The sequence below is a fragment of the Blastococcus goldschmidtiae genome (assembly GCF_031845325.1).
Taxonomy (GTDB): domain Bacteria; phylum Actinomycetota; class Actinomycetes; order Mycobacteriales; family Geodermatophilaceae; genus Blastococcus; species Blastococcus goldschmidtiae.
On the sequence record NZ_JAVREI010000001.1, the window covers coordinates 283,436 to 304,509 of the forward strand.

Below are 21,074 nucleotides of genomic sequence, written 5' to 3' on the forward strand. Positions count from 1 at the left end.
GCCGAACCCTCCGGCGCCGTGACCGCGAGGGAACGGCAACCGAGGGGAGTCGCCCTGCGCACCGACCGTGCCGTGCGATCACCCGGCCGCCCGCTCCTCGCGCTCGCCCTCCTGCTCCTGGTCGTCGGTGCGGCCGTGGCCGCGGCGGTCCTGCTGCGTCCGCCGTCGTTCGCCGGCGCGCTGACCGGAACCCCGTCGGGCGCGCCGCCGACGACGCCGTCACCCGCGGCGGCCGCCGCCACCGCGGCCCCGGCCGGCCCTCCCACTCCGGCGCCTGCGCCGCCGGCCTTCGACCGCACCCAGCGATCGCTCGACTCCCCGGACAGCACCTGGGTGGTCGTGAACAAGCTGCGGCCGCTGGACCCGGTCGGGTACGCGCCGGCGGACCTCGTCGACGTCGGCGGCGGGCACTTGCTCCGCGCCGAGGCGGCGCTCGCGGTAGCGGACCTGCAGGCCGAGGCCGCGGCGGCGGGGCACGGCATCGCCGTACAGAGCGCCTACCGCTCCTACGAGTACCAGGAGGGCCTGTTCGCCGACGCCGTGGGCCGCTTCGGCGCCGAGGGCGCGGAGCAGCGCAGCGCCCGCCCCGGGCACAGCGAGCACCAGACCGGGCTGGCCGTCGACGTCGGTGGCGGGGGGTGCGACATCGAGCGCTGCTTCGGAGACACCCCGGAGGGCCGCTGGGTGGCCGCCAACGCGCACCGCTCGGGCTTCCTCGTCCGCTACGCGGCGGGGTCCGAGCAGATCACCGGCTACCAGTACGAGCCCTGGCACCTCCGCTACGTCGGCCCGGAGCTCGCCACGGAGATGCACGAGACCGGGGTCGCCACCCTGGAGGAGTTCTTCGGCCTCCCGCCCGCCCCGGAGTACGCGCTCGGCTGAGCGCGACCGGGCAGGCGAGGGCGGAGGCCTGTGCGCCACGGGTGACTGCGTCGCCCCGGTTACACGGGCGTGCTGTCCAGGACGGCGCCCGCCGCGTCGTAGGCGGTCACGGTGAGCGGCGGGCCGCCGGCCGACGGCGGCACCTGCAGGAGGTAGGCGCCCCAGACCCGTTCGCCGGAACGCGGGCCTTGGTCGGCGAGCTGCGCCAGCAGCGCGCGCCCGTCGGCGGTCGTGACCGTGACCCTGGCGGTGTCAGGCGGGGCTACGCCGCCCAGCGCCGTGGAGCCGATGCCACCGGCACCGCTGCTCGACCCCATCGCGTCGACGACCAGCTCGCCCACCGGCGCAGGGACGAGGGTGGAGCCGCCCCCGCCGGAGGCCAGCTCGACGAAGCAGGTCAGCCACTCGTCCCTGCCGGCGACGGAACCAGGGGTCAGCTGGAACGCCCAGCGAATCGCTCCCTCGACGCCGCTGACGAATCCGCCGTCCAGACCGCAGCCCGCCTCCTCGCGGGTCGGCGGACGTGTCCGGACCTCCCCGTCCAGCGCCTCGAACTCCTCCCAGGTGCCCACCCGCAAGTTGTCGACCACCTGGTCGAGCAGCCGGTCCGAGTCCTCTTCCCGGTCCCCGTCCCCGTCCATGGTCAGGACGACCGCCACGACCATGCCGTCCTCGGCCCACACCCGCCCCCGGGCCTCCGGATCCCCGACGTTCGCCCCCTGGAGGTCACCCGCAGAGCCCGGATGGCCACGCACCTCGGTGCCCGAGGCGTCCTCGATCCAGAACCCCCACAGCGCGGCGAGGCGGGGGTCGGCGCGCACCGCGTACACGGAGAGATAGCTCGCGCTCCCCTGGAAGAACATGCGCTCGCCCGAACCGCCGCCCGGCCTGTCCTGCGGGCTGCCGGCGACCAGCGGTTCCAGCCCGGCCGGGACGTCGTCCGGCGCGAGCGCCGCGGTGCCTGACTCGAAATCCGCTCCGCGCGCCGCGGCGACGAGCTCGTCCTCGTCGATGCCCCGCCCGACGACGAACTCGGTGTAGTCGTTGTGCTCGATCACGACCCAGACCCGGTCGGCGTCGGGCACCACCCGGCCGGTCCGTCCACCGCCGAGATCGACCTCCTCGCCCGGCGCCTCGTATCCCGGGCCCGCGATGGTGGCCGAGCCTGTGCTGGTCCCCACCAGCAGAACCGGCCCGTCGAGGGTGTCAGCCAGATCGGGATTGCCGTACAGGGTTGCGCGGGACGGCTCGTAGCGCCCGGAGGTCTCGTTGTAGAGGAGGTAGCTCCCCGGCGGGTCGTACGACAGCTCGGTGAGCATCAACCCGTCCGGCACCGGGTCGAGGAGGGCGGGTACTTCGAGTGGCTCATCGTCGACGACGAGGTCCTCGCCGCCCGCCGGCGGGCGCGTGGGGCCCTTGCCTGCGTCCGCGCACCCGGTCACGCCCGCGACCAGTACGCAGGCCAGCACCGTCGTCCGCACCCTGCTCCGCGAGGTCACGGGAGCAGATTGCCCGCGACCGGTCTGGAACGGGGGTCAGTCCGTCGTGACGAAGTCGATCAGTTCCTCGACCCGGCCGATCAGCTGCGGCTCGAGGTCGGTCCAGGTGCGCACGCGGGCCAGGATGCGCTGCGCCCAGACGTAGCCGGTGTCGTCCTCCCAGCCCAGCCGCCGGCAGACGCCGGTCTTCCAGTCCTCGCCCTTGGGCACGGTCGGCCAGGCCGTGATCCCGACGACCGAGGGCTTGACGGCCTGCCAGATGTCGATGAACGGGTGGCCGACGACCAGGGCGTGCTCGCCGGTGATCTGCTCGGCGATGCGGCTCTCCTTGGAGCCGCGCACCAGGTGGTCGACGAGCACGCCGAGCCGACGTCCGGACGTGGGCCGGAACTCCCGCACGATGCCCGGCAGGTCGTCGACGCCGTGCAGCGGCTCGACGACGACGCCCTCGATGCGCAGGTCGTGGCCCCAGACCTTCTCCACGAGCTCGGCGTCGTGCTTGCCCTCCACGTAGATGCGGCCCTCGCGGGCCACCCGGGCCCGGGCGCCTGCCACGTACGTGGAGCCGGACGCGCTCCGCGCCGGGGCCGTGGGCGCCGTCTGCTTGGGCCGCACCAGGACGACGGGCCGTCCCTCCACCCAGAAGCCGGGCCCCAGCGGGTAGCCCCGGACCCGTCCGTGGCGGTCCTCCAGGTGGACGACGTCCTTCTCGCAGCGCACGACCGCACCGACGAACCCCGAACTCGGGTCCTCGACGACGAGGTCCTTCTCGGCGTCGACCGTGGGCACCGGCTTCTTGACGGCGCGCGGGTGGACCAGGTTGTCGTACGGCGAACGGGGAGGCACCCGACGACGCTAGGCAGACTGGCGTCGGGGGTCACGCAGGACGCGCCGGGGACGGCTGCCCCGACACGCCCGAGTGTGGCGGAGGTCGCTCTTCGTGGTCGACCGGTCGGAACGGTTGCACCCCGCAACGCGGGTGTCCTGACCGCATGTCCCACCGCGCTGAGCAGGAGAGATGCGGGCGCCGGGCCGGTTGAAGTGACCGTATGTCACGGCTAACCGGAGCTCAGCAGTCACGCGGTCGGGCGTGGCGGGCGCCCGCCCGTCGTTTCGCATCGTTCGTCACGGTCACCCAAGAGAGTGACCGCGAACACCCTGAGCAGGAATGGGAGCGCATTTCACCATGATCGGAACCGACACTCTCGACCGCGTTATCGGCAAGGACGTCTACGACGAGTCGGGCCAGAAGATCGGCTCCGCCGGAGAGGTCTACCTCGACGACGAGACCGGCCAGCCCGAATGGGTGACCGTGCGCACCGGCATGTTCGGCACGAAGGAGTCCTTCGTGCCCATCCGCGATGCCGACCTCACCAACGACGGCCTCCGCGTACCCGTGAGCAAGGACCGGGTGAAGGACGCCCCGAAGATCGACACCGACGGGCACCTGTCGCCGCAGGAGGAGCAGGAGCTCTACCGCTACTACGGCATGGGCACGGGGACGACCGGTCGCACCGACCGCACCGAGTCCACCACCGGGATGGCGTCCGCCGGCACCGCAGGCATGGCCGCCGGTGGCACGACCGACACCGACACCAACCGGCACGGGACCGTCGGGCACGACACCTCCGGCCCCACCACCGACGACGCCATGACCCGCTCCGAGGAGCGCCTCAACGTCGGCACCCGCAGCGAGGAGACGGGCCGGGCCCGCCTGCGCAAGTACGTCGTCAACGAGAACGTGACGGAGACCGTGCCGGTGGCGCACGAGGAGGTCCGCGTCGAGCGCGAGCCCATCACCGACGGCAACGTGGGCAACGCGATGGACGGCCCCGCCATCAGCGAGGAGGAGCACGAGGTCACGCTCCACGCCGAGCGTGCCGTCGTCGAGAAGGAGGCCGTGCCCGTCGAGCGCGTCCGCCTGGACAAGACCACCGTGACCGAGCAGGAGCAGGTCTCGGCCGACCTCCGCAAGGAGGAGATCGAGGTCGACGGCGCCACGGACAACGACCGGCGGATCTGACCTCCGCCCCGGTAACGCCGGGGACGACAGACGGCGGCGGCCGGCCGGGCGACCTCAGATGCCCCGGCCGGTCGTCGTTCGTCGTCAGTCGGTGAAGCAGGCGGTCAGCGCGTCGACCATCAGCGGCACGTCGAGCGCCGACGTCAGCTCACGGCACGAGTGCATGGCCAGCTGCGCGATGCCGACGTCGACCGTGGCGATCCCCAGCCGGGTCGCCGTGAGCGGCCCGATCGTGCTGCCGCACGGCAGGTCGGCCCGCATGACGAAGGACTGCACCGGCACGCCGGCCTCGCCGCACCGCTCGCGGAACCAGCCCCCGGTCGCCGCATCGGTCGCGTAGGCCTGGTTGGCGTTGAGCTTCACCACCGGGCCACCTCCGAGCCGCGGCTGGTGCGCCGGCTCGTGCCGCTCCGCCCGGGTGGGGTGCACGCCGTGCGCCATGTCCGCCGACACCAGCCAGGACCGCGCGATCGCCCGGTGCACCGCCTCCGGGTCGCCCGGGTCCGTGGCCGTGGCCAGCCGGCGGACGACGTCCTCGAGGAAGCTCCCCCGTGCGCCGGCCATCGAGCCGCTGCCGACCTCCTCGTGGTCGTTGCACACCAGGACCTGGGTGCGCTCCCCGGCGGGCGCGGCGAGCAGTGCCAGCAGGCCGGCGTGGCAGGACGTCAGGTTGTCCAGTCGCGGGGCGGCGATCCAGCTGCCGTCCGCGCCGGCGCGCGCGGCCGGTTGGGTGTCGGCCAGCACCAGGTCGTGGCCCACGACGTCGTCGGTGCCGACTCCCGCGGCGGCCGCGACGGCCTCGACCAGCCCCGGCTCCTCGCCCAGGTCGCCGCCCCAGACCGGCACGAGGTGACGCTGGGGGTCCAGGGTCAGCCCCTCCCGGACGGACCGGTCGAGGTGGATGGCCAGCGACGGGAAGCGCAGGGGTGCCCCGGGCAGCCGGACCAGTGCCGTGCCCCCGCCGCGCAGCGCGACCCGCCCGGCCACGGTCAGCTCCCGGTCCAGCCAGGTGTGCCACAGCCCGCCGCCGTAGGGCTCGACACCGACCAGCCGGTACCCGGCCTGGTGGATGCCGGAGTGCGGGCGGACCTTGAACGTCGGGGAGTCGGTGTGCGCGCCGACCAGCCGCATGCCGGTGTCGCCGAGCGGCCCGTTGCCCAGCCGGAAGGCGATGAGGCTGCCGTGGCGGACGACGTAGTGCCGTCCGCCCGCGGCGAGCGTCCACCGGTCGATCTCGGCGAGCTCGGTGAAGCCGGCGGCGCTCAGCCGACGGACCAGCTCCGCCACGGCGTGTCCCGGGGACGGGGACGCGTCCACGAAGGCCCGCAGGTCGTCGCCGAGGGCGAGGTCGTCGGCAGGGGGCGCATCCGGCGTGGGCATGCCGCCATCGTGCCCGACGGGGGAGGCCGCGGCCGACGCCGAGGTGGGATGCTGCGGGACGTGTCCGCCCGTGGCTGAGCTGCCGCACCGCTACGACGTGGAGGTCGTCGGGCTGGTGGCCGCGCCCCGGCACCGCTACGACGGGCGGCCGGGGGGCGTCGTGCCCGAGCAGGACGACGACCGTCGGCAGGAGATCGAGGTGCGCGCGGGGTACGGCGTCGTCGGCGACCGCTATGCCGGCCGGGCCGCGCACCGCGACGCGCAGCTCACCGTGCTCGCCGCCGAGGCGGTCGAGGCGCTCGCCGCGGAGCTGGGGGCCGGCCCCCTGGACCCGCTGCTGATGCGCCGGACCGTCGTGCTCCGCGGGGCGGAGGTGGAGGCGCTGCGCGGTGTGGAGTTCTCCCTGGACTGCGGCAGCGGAGAGGTGCGTCTGCGGGGCGGCCGTCCGGCGAATCCCTGCGCCTGGCTGGACACCGTGCTCGCGCCGGGTGCCCACCGGGGGCTGCGTGGCCGGGCCGGCGTCCGCTGCGCAGCGCTCACCGGGGGTGTGCTGCGGCTGGGGCCCGCCGTCCTCCGCTCGGGCGTGCCGCTGCATCCGGCCGCTGCCGGAGCGCCGGTCCGCCCCGTCGCACGCCGCTGAGCGGACCGGCGGCCCCGCGGCTCTGCCACACTCCTGCCCGTGCAGCTGGTCGGCGCGGGGCGCGATGCCGATGTCTTCGCCCTCGACGGGGACCGGGTCCTGCGTCGCTACCGGGACGCCGGCCGCTCGGCGGAACGCGAGGCGGCGGTCATGACGTACGCGCGCTCCCGTGGCCTGCCGGTCCCGGAGGTCCACGACGTGGCCGGTCCGGACCTGGTGATGGCGCGCGTGGCCGGTCCGACGATGGCCGACGCGCTCGTGCGCCGGCCGTGGTCGATGGGCGGGCAGGCGCGCACCCTGGCCCGGCTGCACGAGCTGGTGCACGCGGTGCCGGCGCCGGCCTGGCTCGACGCCCCCGCCGGGAACGGCGACGCGCTGCTGCACCTGGACCTGCACCCGGAGAACGTGCTCCTGACGCCGTCCGGCCCGGTGGTCATCGACTGGACCAACGCGGCCCGCGGACCGGCCGCAGCCGACGTGGCCGACGCGTGGCTCGTCATCTCGGCGGCGAGCGTCCCCGGCAGCCGTTCCCGGGCCGCCGTCGTGGCGGCCGCCCAGGGCTCCTTCGCCCGGCTGTTCCGGCGGGCGGCCGGGCTGGACCTCACGTCGGCGCTGCCGGCCGCCGCCGCCCGCCGGCTCGCCGACCGCAACCTCGGCGTCCGCGAACGCCGGCGGATCCGGCACCTGGCCGGGCTGCCGGACGAGTAGCCCGGTCACCCCGTGGATGTCGGGGGTGCCCACGCGCAGCCCCCGGCCTGGCAGGATCGGCGGCGCCCGGGAACCCGGGTCCGACGTCCGAGGAGTCCCATGCGCATCCGTTCGTTCACCGCTCCCGCCGCCCTGGTCGCCGGCACCCTCCTGCTCACCGCGTGCGGCGGGGACAGCCCGGTCGAGGGCAAGACCGGGTCCGAGGTCGCCGAGCTGGCCGCCGACGCGCTCGAGGACTCCGGTGCGGTCCGCATGTCCGGCACGATGACCACCGACGGCGAGGAGGGCGAGGTCGACCTGCAGCTGCAGGGCGACGACGCCGCCGGGTCGATCAGCATCGGTGGGGTCGAGATCGAGCTCATCAGCGTCGGCGGCGATGTCTACATGAAGGCAGCCCCGGAGTTCTGGGCGTCCTTCGGCATGCCCGAGGAGGCCGCCGCGGAGTTCGAGGACCAGTGGGTCGCCGTCCCCGGTGACGCCGCCGAGGACTTCGCGGAGTTCTCCCTGGCCGGCATCGCCGACGAGCTCCGCTCGCCCGATGGCGAGATCAAGGACGAGACCCGCACGGACGAGCTCGACGGCGACGACGTCGTCATCGTCGAGCAGGAGGACGGCAGCAGCCTGACCGTCGCCGACGACGACCCGCCCTACCCGCTGCAGATGTCGGGTGGCGGGGACTCCGAGGGCACCGTGACCTTCAGCGACCACGGCGAGGAGCAGGACATCTCGGCTCCCGACGACGTGATGGACCTCGAGAGCGTCATGGGCGGCTGAGTCCGCCGCACCACCGGTGGCCGGCCGGGACCTCGCACCGGGGTCCCGGCCGGTCCCGTCCTCGCCCGACGGCCGTCCGGCCGCGCCCCCAGGAAGGCCCCATGACCGTCGCACGCCCGACCGATCCCCCGGCGAACGGCTCCGTCGTCGGGCTGGGGCGCGAGCGGGAGGTCCTCACCGTCGCGCTCGCCACCCACCGGCACGTCGTCCTCGAGGGCCCGCCGGGCACCGGCAAGTCCACGCTGCTGCGCGCGGTGGCGGCCGAGACCGGCCAGGACGTCGTCTTCGTGGAGGGGAACGCCGAGCTGACCCCCGCCCGGCTGATCGGGCAGTACGACCCGTCGGCGGTGCTGGCGGGTGGCTACCTGCCGGAGAACTTTACCGACGGGCCGCTGCTGACGGCGATGCGCGGCGCGGGCCTGCTGTACCTCGAGGAGCTCAACCGCATCCCCGAGGAGACGCTCAACGTCCTCATCACGGTGCTCACGGAGGGCGAGATCGCCGTGCCGCGGCTGGGCACGGTGCGGGCGACGTCGGGCTTCCGGTTGATCGCGGCCATGAACCCCTTCGACGCCATCGGCACCGCGCGCGTCGGCCAGGCGATCGCCGACCGGATGTGCCGCGTCGTGCTGGGCTACCAGCCGGAGGAGGCCGAGCGGGCCATCGTCGCGGGCGTCACCGGGGCCGGCGCGCCGCAGATCGCGCTCGCCGTCCGCCTCGTGCGGGCCACCCGGGAGCACCGCGACCTGCGCACCGGTTCGTCGGTGCGCGGCGCCATCGACCTGGTGCTGCTGCTCGACGGCCTGCTGCGGATGCGCGGGGAGGACCTGGACGGGGGCCGCGAGACGGCGCGGGACGCCGCCCACGCCGCCCTGTCGGGTCGGATCCGGGTCGCCGAGGGCGTGGAGCGCACACCGGAGGCCGTCCTCGACGAGATCCTGGACGAGGTGTGGCCGGTGGGCACGGTGCCACCCGACCCCGGCGAGGGCTCCCCGGACGACGCGGGTCTCCTCGGTGGTGGTGGTCAGGGAAAAGCCCCCGGCCCGTCGGCTGAGACGGGCACCGAGCAGAACACGCCGCGCCGCGACGCGGCCTCCCGGCGCGGACCGCGCACGACCGGGCGCCGGGAGATGCAGCTGCGGCACGAGTCCTTCGCGTCGGTGAGCCCCGAGGTGGGCGAGCTGGACGAGGACGCCTTCGCCGGTCTGATGGGTGCCGATCCCGATGCGGCCGCCGCGCTGCTGGCCGACCTCGCGACCGCCACCGACCGGGAGCTGCGGTCGGCCGCCCGCCGGCTCGCTGCCCGGGTGTTCGTCCAGGTCGGCCGGGTCGGTGCCACCCGCGCCCGGGGGACCCGGCGGCTGGTGCCGACCCGCCGTCCCGAGGGCGACCTGGACCTGGACCGCACGCTGGACCGCTGGTCGGGGATCTGGCCCCCGGCCGCCGACGACCTGGTGACCCGCAACTGGACCGGGTCGCGACGGGCCGTCTGCCTGGTCGTCGACCGGTCCGGGTCCATGCAGGGGCTGGGGGTCGCGATCGCCGCGGTCGCCGCCGCCGGCGTCGTGCTGGCCGCCGACGAGCGGCTGCAGACCGGCGTGCTCACCTTCGCCGACGACGTGACCGTCCTGCAGCCCCTGGGCAGGCACCGGGCGGCCGAGGACGTCGTCCTGGAGCTGGTGGGACTGCGCGGGCACGGCAAGACCGACATCGCCGGCGCGCTCCGCGGCGCCCGGCGGGAGCTGGTGCCGGCGACGGCCGACGAGCGGGTCGTCGTCCTGCTGTCGGACTGCCTGTCGACGTCGGGGGAGCCGGCCGAGTCGGCGCTGGCCGGCATCGACCGGCTGCACGTGCTGTGCCCGCTGCCCAGCGACGAGGCCCTCGACACCGCCCGCCTGCTGGCCGCGCGCGGCGGCGGGCGGATGGAGCCGGTGCGGTCCCTGACCGACCTCGGGCCCGCCTTGACGCGCCTGTTGGGCTAGGTACCCGACGAGCGGGGGGCCGGAAGCTCCCCCGAGGAGCGGTGCGGACTCGCTCCGCTCACTCGGGGTACGGCTCCTGGCCGCGGTGTCGTCCGGAGGACGACGGTGTGATAGCCCGGAGGCTCCCCCGAGGAGTGGCTGGATGGGCTCCACTCCCCGGGGGTACGGCTCCTGGCCGCGGTGTCTTCCGGAGGACGACGGTGTGATAGCCCGGAGGCTCCCCCGAGGAGTGGCTGGATGGGCTCCACTCCCCGGGGGTACGGCTCCTGGCCGCGGTGTCGTCCGGAGGACGACGGAGTTGTAGCGGTGTCGCCCGGAGGACGACGGTGTTATCGCATCACTTCCGGTCGGCGTCGGTGTAGACGATCATGCCGCGGATGTTCTTGCCGTCGCGCATGTCCTGGTAGCCCTGGTTGATGTCCTCGAGCTCGTACTTGGTCGTGACGAGCTCCTCGAGCTTGAGCTGGCCCTCCTGGTAGAGCGAGAGCAGCTCGGGGATGGCGTTGCGCGGGGCGAGGCCGCCGAAGATGGCGCCCTGCAGGTCCTTCTGCATCAGCGTGAGGTCGAAGAGGCTGAGCTTCACGTCGACCTTGTCGAAGCTGCCCATGCCGGTGACGACCGCGCGCCCGCCCTTGCCGGTGACGCTCATGGCGGCGGCGACGTCCTCGCCCTGGATGTCGCCGACGGTGATGATCGTCTTCTCCGCCATCCGGCCCCAGGTCAGCTCGTTGATGGCCGGGGTGGCCTCCTCCATGCTGGCGAAGGTGTGGGTGGCGCCCATCTCCATGGCCCACTCGCGCTTCTTGGCCACCGGGTCGATGACGATGACCCGCTTCGCGCCCGCCGCGGCCGCGCCCTGGACGGCGTTCATGCCGACGCCGCCGGCGCCCATGACGACGACGTTCTCGCCGGGTCGGACGTCGGCCACCTTGGTCGCCGAGCCCCAGCCGGTGGTGACGCCGCAGCCGACCAGTGCGGCGATCTCGAGCGGGATGTCCGGCTCGATGCGCACGACCGAGGCCTGGTTGACGGTGATGTACGGCGAGAACGTGCCGAGGAGGCACATCGGCGAGACGCCCTGGCCCTTGGCGGTCACCCGGTGCGTGCCGTCGGAGATCGCCTTGCCGCCGAGCAGGTGGGCACCGAGGTCGCAGAGGTTCTGCTGGCCGCGCGAGCACGGGGGGCAGACCCCGCAGGCAGGGATGAAGGCGGTGACGACGTGGTCGCCCTCCTTGAGGCCGGTGACGCCCGGGCCGACCTTGGTGACGACGCCGGCGCCCTCGTGCCCGCCGAGCGACGGGAAGCCGACCGGGGTGGCGCCGGTGACGAGGTGCTCGTCGGAGTGGCACAGGCCCGAGGCGGCCAGCTCGACGGTGACCTCACCGGCGACGGGATCGCCGACCTCGATCTCCTCGACCGACCACTCTTCGCCCACGCCCCACAGAATTGCGCCCTTGGTCTTCACGTATTTCCTTTCAGACGTCCCGCCCTCGTCGGCGGGGGGACGGCCACGCGGCCGTGCTCCGGGTCACAGCCTGTGCAGGTCTGACCGGCCCGTCAAGGTGGGGCCCCGTCCGGGCGGCCCGGGTGCGGCGCCGCGCCGCGCCGGACGACACTGATCGGCGTGTCCGGGGAGCCCGTGGTCGTGGTCGGCGCCGGGCCGGTGGGGCTGACGGCGGCGCTGCTGCTCGCCCGGCGCGGGCTCCGGGTGCTGGTGCTCGAGCGCCACCGCACGCCCTACGACCTCCCCCGCGCGGTGCACCTCGACGACGAGGTGTTCCGCGTGCTGCAGGACGCCGGCGTCGCCGACGAGGTGGCCGCGCTGACCCGTCCGCTGGCCGGGCTGCGGCTCGTCGACGCCGGAGGATCGCTGTTGGCCGAGTTCCGCCGCGATCCGGCGGCGGGTCTCAACGGCTGGCCGCAGGGCTCGCTGGTGCACCAGCCCGAGCTGGAGGCGGTGCTCGCGGCCGCCGTCACCCGTACGCCGGGGGTCGAGCTGCGCCGGGGAGCCGAGGTGACCGGCCTCGAGGCGGACGGCGACGGCGTGAGGCTGACCGTCCGCAGCCGGGACGACGGGGCGGACCGGTCCGTCCGGGCGGCTGCGGTGCTGGGCTGCGACGGCGCCAACAGCACCGTGCGCGACCTGATCGGCGCCCGGATGCGCGACCTGGCGCCGGCCGACCGGTGGCTGGTGCTGGACGTGCGCTCCCCGGTCGCGCTGCCCCTCTGGCCGGGCGTCTCCCAGGTCTGCGACCCCGCCCGTGCCGCGACGCGCATGCCGGTCACGGGCGACCGCTACCGCTGGGAGTTCCGCCTGCATCCGGGGGAGACCGTCGCCGAGCTGACGACGACGGCGGCCCTGCGCTCCCTGCTCGCGCCGGTGGACCCGGCAGCTGTGGAGGTCGTGCGGGCCGTCGAGTACACCTTCCGGGCCCAGCTGGCCGACCGCTGGCGGGCCGGTCGGGTGCTGCTGGCGGGCGACGCCGCGCACCTCACCCCGCCGTTCGTCGGGCAGGGGCTGGGGCTGGGGCTGCGGGACGTGCACCAGCTGAGCTGGAAGCTGGCCGCCGTCCTCGCCGGAGAGGCCGCGGACGAGCTGCTGGACAGTCACCAGGCCGAGCGCGGGCCGCACGCCCGGGCGCTGATCCGGCTGGCCCTGCTGGTCGGCCGGCTGATGACCGGGGGCGGTCGGGGCGCGGCGGTGCTGCGCCGCGCCGTGCTGGCCGCCGTGCGCAGGATCCCCGCGGTGGCGCGGCTGGCCACCGACAGCCGGACCCCGCCGCTGCGCGGGCCGCTGGTGGACCGGAGCGGGCGAACCGGGCGCCGGCTGGCGGGCACGCTGGTCCCGCAGCCGTGGGTCACGGTCGACGGGCGCCGGTGCCGCCTGGACGACGTCCTGGGTGACGGCGCGGCGACGCTGACCGCCGACCTGGACGTGCACCGGGCCGACGGCACGGAGGTCCGCGTCGAGGACCCGACTGGGACGCTGCGCCGCTGGCTCGGCCCGGCGCGGGCCGTGCGGATCCGCCCGGACCGCGTCGTCGGATCGGTCCGCTGAGCAGCCCGTCCGGGTGGCGCGGTGGGGTCGGTCGCCCGTCCCCACCCGGACCGGGCACGATCGGGGGATGCGCGCGCGACTCCTGGATGCCCCTGCCTGGCGGTCGACGGTGGTCTCGGTGGTCACGTTCTTCGCGGTCGTCGTCCTCTGGGGCGTGCTCGTGCGGGACGAGAGCTGGGCCGAGGTCCTCGTGCGCGCTGTGGTCGTGGGGCTCGTGGCGGGAGCGGTCGTGGCGTTCGCCCATCGGCAGCGGCGCGCGGACGACCCGGACGACCGGTCCCCGCGGGCGGTGGGCCGCCGCGTACGCCGGGCGGCGTCGCGCGGGCCGGTACCCGAGGATCCCGACGAGCGCGAGGCGGCGCACGACATCGCCCTCGACCACCTCCGCGTGTTCGAGGGGCAGCGGTACTGGGCGCCGGCGACGTTCGTGGTGACGGCCGTGCTGGCGGCGGGGGTGGCGCTCACCGGTCCCGCGTGGGTGTGGGTGACGGTCCCCGTGTGGCTGGCCGCCGCGGCCGGGCACCCCTGGCTGCGCAACCGGATGCGTGCCCGGGCGGAGCTCCTCGCCCCCGGCGCGCCACCGGCGCACTGACGACGCGGTCAGGCCTCGCGGGTGCGGGACGCCGCCGGCGACGTGCTGAGCGTGGCGTTGGCGACGGCGACGTCGCCCAGCTGGCGCTCGAAGCCGGCCGGGATGACGAGGTCGTCGCTGCTGAGGTCGCCGACGTTCGCCTTGCCCAGGCCGACCATGGCCGAACCGAGGCCGTCGCGCAGCAGGTCCAGCACGTTCTCCACGCCGGCCTGGCCGTTGGCGCCGAGGCCCCACAGGTAGGCGCGGCCGATCATCACGGCCTTGGCGCCCAGGGCGAGGGCCTTGGCGACGTCGCCACCGCGGCGGATCCCGCCGTCGAGGAGGACCTCGATCTGGTCGCCGACCGCCGCGGCCACCGAGGGCAGGGCGCGGATCGAGGCCGGCGTCCCGTCGAGGTTGTTGCCGCCGTGGTTGGAGACGGAGATCGCGGTGACGCCGGCGTCGACCGCGCGCTTGGCGTCGTCGACCCGCATGACGCCCTTGAGCATGAACGGCCCGTCCCACTGCGAGCGCAGCCAGGCGACGTCCTCCCAGGTCGGCATCGGCGACTGCATCCACATGCCGTACGCACCGAAGAAGGTGGGCGCCTCCTCGCCGGGGGTGGCGACCATGTTCGGCACCTTGAGGTCCGGGATCTTCCCGGTCTTCGCGAAGTCGAGCAGCCAGCGCGGCTTGAGCAGCACCTGCGGGGCGTAGCGGCGCGCGGCCTCGAAGTTGATCTTCTCGGGGATGAACGGGCTGCCCCAGTCGCGGCCGTAGGCGAACGACCAGTCCAGCGTGGCGATCATGCCGACGGCGCCGGCGCGCTTGGCGCGCTCCATGCGGGCGAGCATCTCGTCGCGGGTGCCGACCCAGTACATCTGGAAGTGGGTCTTCGGGTTGGCCGCCACGACCTCCTCGATCGGCTTGCTCGCGAAGGAGGACAGGCCCATCGCGACGCCGCGGTTGGCTGCGGCGCGGGCGACGGCGACCTCGCCGTCGGGGTGCACGGCCTGCACGCCGGTCGGGCTGATCATCACCGGCATGGACATCTCCTGGCCCATGACCGTGACGCCCATGTTGCGCTCGTTGGCCAGGCCCGCGGTGTGCGGTGCGAAGCCGATCTCGGCGAACGCGGCGAGGTTGTCCTCGGTGGTCAGCCCCCGCTCGGAGCCGGCGACCAGCGCGCCGTAGACCCCCTTGGGCAGGCGCTTCTTGGCGCGCCGCTGCGCCTCCGCCACTGACTCGAACCAGGGATTCGCCATCTGCTGCTCTCCTGTCGCCGGGCCGCCCCGTGCGCCGGGAGGCCACCTGATCTGCCGCACCAGCCGGGACCGGCCGGTGGCACTGAGTGCCAGGCTACCCGCAGGCAGGGAGATCGGCGCCACACCTGTGGGGGAGAGACCTCAGCGGGACAGGCTCGGAAAACCGGCGGTGAGCTCGGCGAACGCCTGCCGGAGGTGGCCGCCGAGAGCGGAGTGCTCGTCGGCCAGCCACGTCTCGAAGGCCGTCGTCGCGGCGGTCCGGGTGGTGGCGGCGACCAGCCGGGGCACCAGGTCGGTGGGCGCGGCGTCCGACCGTGCGGCGACGTACCGGGCCACCACCCGGTCGACCTCCGCGAAGCGCAGCTGCGAGTGGGCGAGCAGCGCCGGCTCGGTCAGGATCAGCAGCATCCGCTCGCGGAGCAGCGGCAGCTCCCGAGCCGCGTAGTCGTTGACCTCGACGTAGGCCGCGCAGACCGCGGCGAGCACGGGCCGGGAGGGGGCGGTGGCGTCGAGCAGCCCCTCCAGCCGAGCGACGTGCGCGGCGAAATCGCCCCAGACGGCGTCGGCCTTGGTGGCGAAGTAGCGGAAGAACGTGCGCCGGCTGATGCCCGCCGCGTCCGCGACCTCGTCGGTGGTGACCCGCTCGAAACCGCGCAGCGTGAAGAGGTCCAGCGCCGCCCGCTCCACCCGGGCACGCGTGCCCTCGGCCGGGACGCCGGTCGCGGCGGTCTCGATGGCGGTCACGGACGCATTGTGCCCGCTCCGCCGGCGGCCACCGAGGGATCGCGCGCCCCCGGTTGCCGCGTGGCACCGGGTGTCATTAGCCTCCCTGCATCCGTCCGTGACTGCGATCACCAGGAGTGCGCCATGCCCGAGACCCACGCCGACGTCGATGCCGCCCCGGCCCCCGCCGCGGAGGAGACCCTGGTCGAGGAGTCGCTGGTCGAAGAGGTCTCGATCGACGGCATGTGCGGCGTCTACTGAGCGGCCGGCACATCGATTCGCACGGCGCCCCGGTGACCACGGCGGTGTCCCCTGCCGAGGTCGCGTTCGACCCGGCCGCGCCCTGGCGGCGCGCCCGCTCGGTCGCGCTGCGGCCCGAGCCCTTCGGCGCGCTGGTCTACCACTTCGGCAACCGGAAGCTGTCCTTCCTGAAGTCGAAGACCCTGGTCGCCGTCGTCGAGGCGCTGGCCGACCACCCGAGCGCGAGCGCCACGCTCGTCGCCTGCGGCGTGGGCGAGGCCCAGCGCCCCGCCTACGAGAAGGCGCTGGCCGACCTCGCCCGCTCCCAGATGATCGAACCGAATCCCGAGGGGACCCCGTGACCGCCGTCCTGCCGTCCCGCACTCCGCCTTCCGCCCGCCCCACCACCCCGGACCGGCCCGTCGGGGGCCGGCTGATCGACCAGTTCGAGTACGGCCTGGACGCCCCCATCTGCCTGACGTGGGAGCTCACCTACGCCTGCAACCTGGCGTGCGCCCACTGCCTGTCCTCCTCCGGACGGCGGGACCCGCGCGAGCTCTCCACCGCCGAGGCCGAGGCGGTCATCGACGAGCTGCAGCGGATGCAGGTCTTCTACGTCAACGTCGGCGGTGGCGAGCCCACGGTCCGCCCGGACTTCTGGCACCTGCTCGACTACGCCATCGCCCACGACGTCGGCGTCAAGTTCTCCACCAACGGCATCAAGCTGGACAGGACCCGCGCCGCGCAGCTGGCCCGCACCGACTACGTGGACGTGCAGATCTCCCTGGACGGCGCCACCGCCGAGGTGAACGACCGCGTCCGCGGCACCGGCTCCTACGCCACGGCGATCCGGGCGCTGGAGAACCTGGCCGAGGCCGGGATGAAGGACTTCAAGGTCTCCGTCGTCGTCACCCGGGAGAACGCCGGGCAGCTCGACGAGTTCAAGGCGCTCACCGACTCCTTCGGCGCGCAGCTGCGGATCACCCGGCTGCGGCCGTCGGGCCGCGGGGCGGACGTCTGGGACGAGCTGCACCCGACGATGGCCCAGCAGAAGGACCTGTACCAGTGGCTGCTCGCCAACGGTGACGGCGTCCTGACCGGTGACTCGTTCTTCCACCTGTCGGCGTTCGGCGAGGCACTGCCAGGCCTGAACCTGTGCGGCGCGGGGCGCGTGGTCTGCCTGATCGACCCGGTCGGCGACGTCTACGCCTGCCCGTTCGCCATCCACGAGAACTTCCTCGCCGGCAACGTCCGCGACGAGGGCGGCTTCCAGCGGGTGTGGCAGTCCAGCGAGCTGTTCGCCGACCTGCGCAATCCGCAGACCGGCGGCGCCTGCACCAAGTGTGCGCACTTCGACGCCTGCCGCGGCGGGTGCATGGCGGCCAAGTTCTTCACCGGCCTGCCGCTGGACGGTCCGGACCCCGAGTGCGTGCAGGGCTACGGCGAGACCGCCCTGGCCGCCCGCGACCTCGAGCTGGTCACCCCGCGCAGCCACATCGACCACTCGCACAGCGGGCCGGTGCGCGGCCAGCCCACGCTGCTGGGCATCCCGCCCATCCCCGCCAAGATCTGCGACGAGTCGCCGCTGGCGGGTCTGGACCTGCGCTGAGCCGGGGCGCCGGCCTAGAGGTCGACCTTCTCGTTCTCGCCCGCGTCGATCCGCTCGCCGGTGGCCTTGGCCTTCACGAAGCTGAAGGCGGTCGCCAGCCGACCGCCGGGGCTGTCCCAGTACTCGGCCGAGTCGCCCTCGACCCGCAGCAGGACGACCGACGTGTCCTCCGGGCCCTGCGGGAACCAGGCCTCGACCCCGCCGTTCCACAGCTCCTTCTTCTTCGCGACGTCCTCGACCACGGAGGCGCGGCCGGTCAGCGAGACCCAGGTGCCACCGGAGCCCACGCCCACGTTCACCTGGGGTGCGGCCCGGATGTGCTCCACCGGGTGCGAGCCGCGCTCGGCGAAGAACCAGAGGTCACCGTCGAACTCGACCTCCTGCAGGGTCATGGGGCGGCTGGTCAGCTTGCCCTCGGGCGTGGTCGTGGTGAGGAAGCCGAATCGCTGGTCCTTCAGCAGCTCGGCGACCTTGCGGGTGTCCTCTGCGCTCATGGGGGATCCGTTCCCACGGTCGCTGGCCCCGACACCCTCACACCGCGTCGAGGTACCGCCAGGCGCCCTGCTCGCGGACGAAGCGGCTGACCTCGTGCTGCGCGCCCCGCTCGCCGTCCGCGATGCGGTGCGCCGTGAACTCGACGGTCCCGTCGGCCGCCAGCAGTCCGCCGCCGTCGGTGGCCAGCACGTCGAGCCCCACCCAGCGGACGCCGGGATCCAGCTCCAGCGACGGCGGCCGGGTGCTCGGGTGCCACGTGGCGAGCAGGTAGTCCGGGTCCCCGACGGCGAAGGCGCTGTACCGGGACCGCATCAGCTGCTCGGCGGTAGCGGCCGCCGTGGCGCCGTCATGCAGTGGGCCGCAGCACTCGGCGTAGGGAAGTCCCGTTACGCAGGGGCAGCGCCGGTTCGCCATGCCGCCGAGTCTGCCCGCCCCGACGCGGGTCCCGTCCTCGGGTGGGCTGGCGAGGGACGTGCGCTGTAGGGGAGCGGCCGGTCTGCCGATGACACGGGAGGACGTCGGGGCGCCGCAGGGCCCCGACCCGGCCGGAGTTCCCGGTCGATGCCGTCGAACCAGGGAGATGCAGCGTGGTGAAGGTGCTCGTGGTCGAGGACGAGGACACGACCCGCCTCATGCTCGAGCGGCGGCTGTCCTGGGCGGGCTACCGGGTCCGGGCGGCGTCCTCCGCCGACGAGGCGACGACCGTGCTGGACGGCGTCTTCGAGCCCGATGTCGTGGTCACGGACATGTTCATGCCCGGGGGGAGCGGTCTGAGCCTGGTGCACGCGCTGCGGGAGCACCCGAGCTGCGCCGACCTGCCGGTGATCTTCCTGAGCGGTAGGGCGCTGCCCGGCGACGTCGCGGCCGGCCGGTCCCTCGGGGCCACCTACCTGGCCAAGCCCTGCAGCCTGGCCGACCTGGCCCGGGCGATCGACGAGGCCGCGGGAACGACCACCGACGAGCTCGAGGACGTCGTCCGCCGTCGGCTCGGTGACGTCGCCGGCGTGGAGGAGGAGGCGGAGCGGGCGCTCACCGCCCGGCTCCTGCGCACCTTCGTGGCGAGCGCGCCGATCGGGATGGCCGCTGTCGAGCGGGCGGTCACAGCTGCGGACGCCGCGGCGCTGGAGGCGGCCGCGCACCGGCTCGCCGGTGGTGCGGCGACGCTCGGGGCGGACGCCCTGGCCGCGACCCTGCGGTCGCTCGAGGAGCGTGCGCGGGCCGGCGAGGTCGCCGGCGTGGACGCCGTGCGGTTGACCGCCGAGCATCTGGACCGGACCTGCCGGGTCTTCACCGAACTCGCCGAGGAGCTGGAGGACGACGTCCTCGTCCCCGACGAGGTGTCCCCGGCCGTCTGAGGCCTGCACCGCGGCCCGGATCGGTGCCGGGGTCGCTGTCCCCGGCGCCTAGGCTGCCGCGGTGACCGAGCTCGCCGGTGCCGTCTGGCCGGACGTCCCCGAGGCCCCGCTCCTCGTCGTCCCGCTCGGGTCGGTGGAGCAGCACGGGCACCACCTCCCGCTGGCCACGGACACCGCCGTGGCGACGGCGGTCGCGCGGGCCGCGCTGCCCGGGCTCGACGGGGCGCTGCTGGGTCCCGCGTTGCCCTACGGGGCCAGCGGCGAGCACGAGGGCTTCCCCGGCACGGTCTCGATCGGCACCGAGGCGCTGACCGGACTGCTGGTGGAGCTGGGGCGCTCGGCCTGCCGGTGGGCGCCGCGGCTGCTGGTGGTCAACGGTCACGGCGGCAACCTGGCGGCACTGCGGGCCGCGGTGCCGCTGCTGCGGTCCGAGCGGCGGGACGTGGCCTGGTTCGCGTGCGGTGTGCCGGGTGGCGATGCCCACGCCGGGCGCGCTGAGACGTCGCTGATGTTGCACGTGGAACCCCGGGGGGTGCGCGAGGCGGCCGCAGTGGCGGGGGAGACGGCGCCGCTGGCGCAGATCCTGCCCCGGCTGCGCGCCGAGGGGGTGCGGGCGGTCAGCCCGAACGGGGTGCTCGGCGACCCCGCCGGCGCCTCGGCCGCCGAGGGGGTGGAGCTCGTGGCCGAGCTGGCCGGGCGGCTGATCGCCGCGGTGCGGGAGTGGCAGGTGGACCCCGCCGGACGGCTCGGCTGAGGAGTCGTCCGACGGGGTCCGGTGCTCAGGCGGGCCGGCTCAGGAGAGGGCCTCGGCGAACATCGGCACGGTCTCCTCGAGCGCGTAGAGGATGCCCGGAGCAGTGCCGATGGAGAAGGCGTTGGCCAGCACCGGGTCGTCCAGGACGACGACCCGGCCGTCCTGCACCGAGGGCAGCGCCTGCCACAGCGGGTTCGACGTGAACTCCGATGCCTCCGTGCCGATCGGGAAGGCCACGGTCAGGCCGGCGTCCAGCAGGGACACCTGCTCCTCGCTCACGCCGACGAAGAAGCTGTCCGTGGCCTGCTCCTGGATCTCCGGGTCGTTGACGAAGCCCAGCTCCTCCATGAAGTCGACACGGGCGTCGCCCTGCACGTACGCGCCGAAGCCCTCGGAGGTGAAGGCGGCGACGGCGACCTCGGTGCCCTCGAACTCGGGGTGTGCGGCGGCGGCGTCGTCGAACGCCTGGGCCACGTCGGCGGCGAGCTCCTCGGCCTCGTCGGTCCGGCCGAGCGCCTGGCCGACCAGCTCGAGCTGCTGCTCGTACGTGGTCTGGTACGCGTCGACGCCCTCGGGCATGCCGACGGTGGGCGCGATCCGGCTGAGCAGCTCGTAGCGCTCCTGGGTGCCGGCGGACTTGGTGTCCAGGATGAGGTCGGGCTCCAGTGCGGCGATCGCCTCGAAGCTCGGCTCCATCGTCCCGATGATCTCCGGGGCCTCGTCGTAGAGCCCCTCGGACCACGGGCCCACGCCCTCGCCGCCGAACGCCAGCCAGTCGCTGGCACCGACCGGCTGCACGCCCAGGGCCAGCGCCGTCTCCGCGTCGCCCCAGCCGAGGGCCACGACGCGGGTGGGCTCCTCCTCGATCTCCACGTCGCCGAAGGCGGTGGACACGGTCACCGGGAAGGCGCCTGATGAGCTGCTGCCGCCGTCGCCACCGGCGCTGCTGCCGGTGTCGTCGTCGGAACCGCAACCCGTGACGACGAGTGCTGCGGCGGCCAGGACTGCGGCGCCGCGGAGGAAGGGACGGGGGGACATGCGAGCTCCTTCGAACGATCAGGTAAGGCTGACCTAACCACAGTGCCGTCGTGTGTCGCCCACCGCCCCGCCCCGCCC

The 21,074-nt window shown here is 74.4% G+C and carries 22 protein-coding genes; 13 read left to right on the forward strand and 9 right to left on the reverse strand.

Annotated features, from left to right (window positions below; translation table 11 throughout):
• The first annotated feature begins 72 nt into the window (after positions 1-72).
• Positions 73-882: a M15 family metallopeptidase gene (locus RM425_RS01355; RefSeq protein WP_311343383.1), complete on the forward strand. Its 810-nt coding sequence runs from the start codon at positions 73-75 to the stop codon at positions 880-882.
• 59 nt (positions 883-941) lie between these two features.
• Here the strand turns inward: RM425_RS01355 and RM425_RS01360 are convergent, their stop codons facing one another.
• Entirely contained in the window at positions 942-2,381 is a 1,440-nt protein-coding gene (locus RM425_RS01360; protein WP_311343384.1) for a hypothetical protein, read from the reverse strand.
• A gap of 36 nt (positions 2,382-2,417) precedes the next feature.
• The gene (locus tag RM425_RS01365) at positions 2,418-3,227 is read right to left on the reverse strand and encodes a DUF3097 domain-containing protein (RefSeq protein ID WP_311343385.1); all 810 of its coding nucleotides are present in this window, start codon (positions 3,225-3,227) and stop codon (positions 2,418-2,420) included.
• A gap of 340 nt (positions 3,228-3,567) precedes the next feature.
• Between RM425_RS01365 and RM425_RS01370 the strand changes: the two genes are divergently transcribed.
• On the forward strand, positions 3,568-4,404 hold the full coding sequence (locus tag RM425_RS01370) for a PRC and DUF2382 domain-containing protein (RefSeq protein ID WP_311343386.1): 837 nt from the start codon (positions 3,568-3,570) through the stop codon (positions 4,402-4,404).
• A gap of 84 nt (positions 4,405-4,488) precedes the next feature.
• Here RM425_RS01370 and RM425_RS01375 read toward each other — a convergent pair whose 3' ends face one another.
• On the reverse strand, positions 4,489-5,784 hold the full coding sequence (locus RM425_RS01375) for a M18 family aminopeptidase (RefSeq protein ID WP_311343387.1): 1,296 nt from the start codon (positions 5,782-5,784) through the stop codon (positions 4,489-4,491).
• 70 nt (positions 5,785-5,854) lie between these two features.
• Between RM425_RS01375 and RM425_RS01380 the strand changes: the two genes are divergently transcribed.
• The 4 genes from RM425_RS01380 to RM425_RS01395 all read left to right on the forward strand — a co-directional run bounded on the left by RM425_RS01380 (position 5,855) and on the right by RM425_RS01395 (position 9,888).
• Positions 5,855-6,424 (forward strand): MOSC domain-containing protein, encoded by a 570-nt coding sequence (locus tag RM425_RS01380; RefSeq protein ID WP_311343388.1) that lies wholly within the window; start codon positions 5,855-5,857, stop codon positions 6,422-6,424.
• 39 nt (positions 6,425-6,463) lie between these two features.
• Positions 6,464-7,132, forward strand: a complete 669-nt coding sequence (locus RM425_RS01385) for a phosphotransferase (RefSeq protein WP_311343389.1) — start codon at positions 6,464-6,466, stop codon at positions 7,130-7,132.
• A 99-nt stretch (positions 7,133-7,231) separates the two neighbouring features.
• Positions 7,232-7,906 (forward strand): LPS-assembly lipoprotein LptE, encoded by a 675-nt coding sequence (locus RM425_RS01390; RefSeq protein WP_311343390.1) that lies wholly within the window; start codon positions 7,232-7,234, stop codon positions 7,904-7,906.
• A gap of 101 nt (positions 7,907-8,007) precedes the next feature.
• The gene (locus RM425_RS01395) at positions 8,008-9,888 is read left to right on the forward strand and encodes an AAA family ATPase (RefSeq protein ID WP_311343391.1); all 1,881 of its coding nucleotides are present in this window, start codon (positions 8,008-8,010) and stop codon (positions 9,886-9,888) included.
• Positions 9,889-10,225: 337 nt separating this feature from the next.
• Here RM425_RS01395 and RM425_RS01400 read toward each other — a convergent pair whose 3' ends face one another.
• Positions 10,226-11,353: an NDMA-dependent alcohol dehydrogenase gene (locus tag RM425_RS01400; RefSeq protein WP_311343392.1), complete on the reverse strand. Its 1,128-nt coding sequence runs from the start codon at positions 11,351-11,353 to the stop codon at positions 10,226-10,228.
• A gap of 159 nt (positions 11,354-11,512) precedes the next feature.
• On the opposite strand from RM425_RS01400, the gene RM425_RS01405 reads away from it, so the two are divergent.
• Entirely contained in the window at positions 11,513-12,946 is a 1,434-nt protein-coding gene (locus RM425_RS01405; protein ID WP_311343393.1) for a bifunctional 3-(3-hydroxy-phenyl)propionate/3-hydroxycinnamic acid hydroxylase, read from the forward strand.
• Positions 12,947-13,013: 67 nt separating this feature from the next.
• Entirely contained in the window at positions 13,014-13,538 is a 525-nt protein-coding gene (locus RM425_RS01410) for a hypothetical protein (RefSeq protein WP_311343394.1), read from the forward strand.
• Positions 13,539-13,546: 8 nt separating this feature from the next.
• Here the strand turns inward: RM425_RS01410 and mftD are convergent, their stop codons facing one another.
• Positions 13,547-14,782: a pre-mycofactocin synthase MftD gene (gene mftD, locus RM425_RS01415; protein WP_311343395.1), complete on the reverse strand. Its 1,236-nt coding sequence runs from the start codon at positions 14,780-14,782 to the stop codon at positions 13,547-13,549.
• Between the two features lie 141 nt (positions 14,783-14,923).
• A complete protein-coding gene (mftR, locus tag RM425_RS01420) occupies positions 14,924-15,526 on the reverse strand; it encodes a mycofactocin system transcriptional regulator (RefSeq protein WP_311343396.1) in 603 nt (200 codons plus the stop codon).
• A gap of 123 nt (positions 15,527-15,649) precedes the next feature.
• Between mftR and mftA the strand changes: the two genes are divergently transcribed.
• From mftA to mftC, 3 genes are read left to right on the forward strand one after another with little or no spacing between them, the layout of a single operon-like run.
• Positions 15,650-15,766, forward strand: coding sequence for a mycofactocin precursor MftA (gene mftA, locus RM425_RS01425; protein WP_311343397.1), 117 nt, complete (start codon positions 15,650-15,652; stop codon positions 15,764-15,766).
• 32 nt (positions 15,767-15,798) lie between these two features.
• Complete coding sequence (gene mftB, locus RM425_RS01430; RefSeq protein ID WP_311343398.1) at positions 15,799-16,107, forward strand: mycofactocin biosynthesis chaperone MftB; 309 nt, start codon at positions 15,799-15,801, stop codon at positions 16,105-16,107.
• Complete coding sequence (mftC, locus tag RM425_RS01435) at positions 16,104-17,354, forward strand: mycofactocin radical SAM maturase (protein WP_311343399.1); 1,251 nt, start codon at positions 16,104-16,106, stop codon at positions 17,352-17,354. Before mftB ends, mftC begins: the two co-directional genes overlap by 4 nt.
• 14 nt (positions 17,355-17,368) lie before the next feature.
• Here the strand turns inward: mftC and RM425_RS01440 are convergent, their stop codons facing one another.
• Entirely contained in the window at positions 17,369-17,848 is a 480-nt protein-coding gene (locus RM425_RS01440) for a pyridoxamine 5'-phosphate oxidase family protein (protein WP_311343400.1), read from the reverse strand.
• A gap of 37 nt (positions 17,849-17,885) precedes the next feature.
• The gene (locus RM425_RS01445; protein ID WP_311343401.1) at positions 17,886-18,263 is read right to left on the reverse strand and encodes a YchJ family protein; all 378 of its coding nucleotides are present in this window, start codon (positions 18,261-18,263) and stop codon (positions 17,886-17,888) included.
• A 173-nt stretch (positions 18,264-18,436) separates the two neighbouring features.
• Here RM425_RS01445 and RM425_RS01450 point away from each other — a divergent pair, with 173 nt between their 5' ends.
• Positions 18,437-19,204: a response regulator gene (locus RM425_RS01450; RefSeq protein WP_311343402.1), complete on the forward strand. Its 768-nt coding sequence runs from the start codon at positions 18,437-18,439 to the stop codon at positions 19,202-19,204.
• Positions 19,205-19,265: 61 nt separating this feature from the next.
• Complete coding sequence (gene mftE, locus RM425_RS01455; protein WP_311343403.1) at positions 19,266-19,958, forward strand: mycofactocin biosynthesis peptidyl-dipeptidase MftE; 693 nt, start codon at positions 19,266-19,268, stop codon at positions 19,956-19,958.
• 39 nt (positions 19,959-19,997) lie between these two features.
• On the opposite strand, the gene RM425_RS01460 is transcribed toward mftE, so the two are convergent.
• On the reverse strand, positions 19,998-20,996 hold the full coding sequence (locus tag RM425_RS01460; protein ID WP_311343404.1) for an iron-siderophore ABC transporter substrate-binding protein: 999 nt from the start codon (positions 20,994-20,996) through the stop codon (positions 19,998-20,000).
• Positions 20,997-21,074 lie beyond the last annotated feature (78 nt).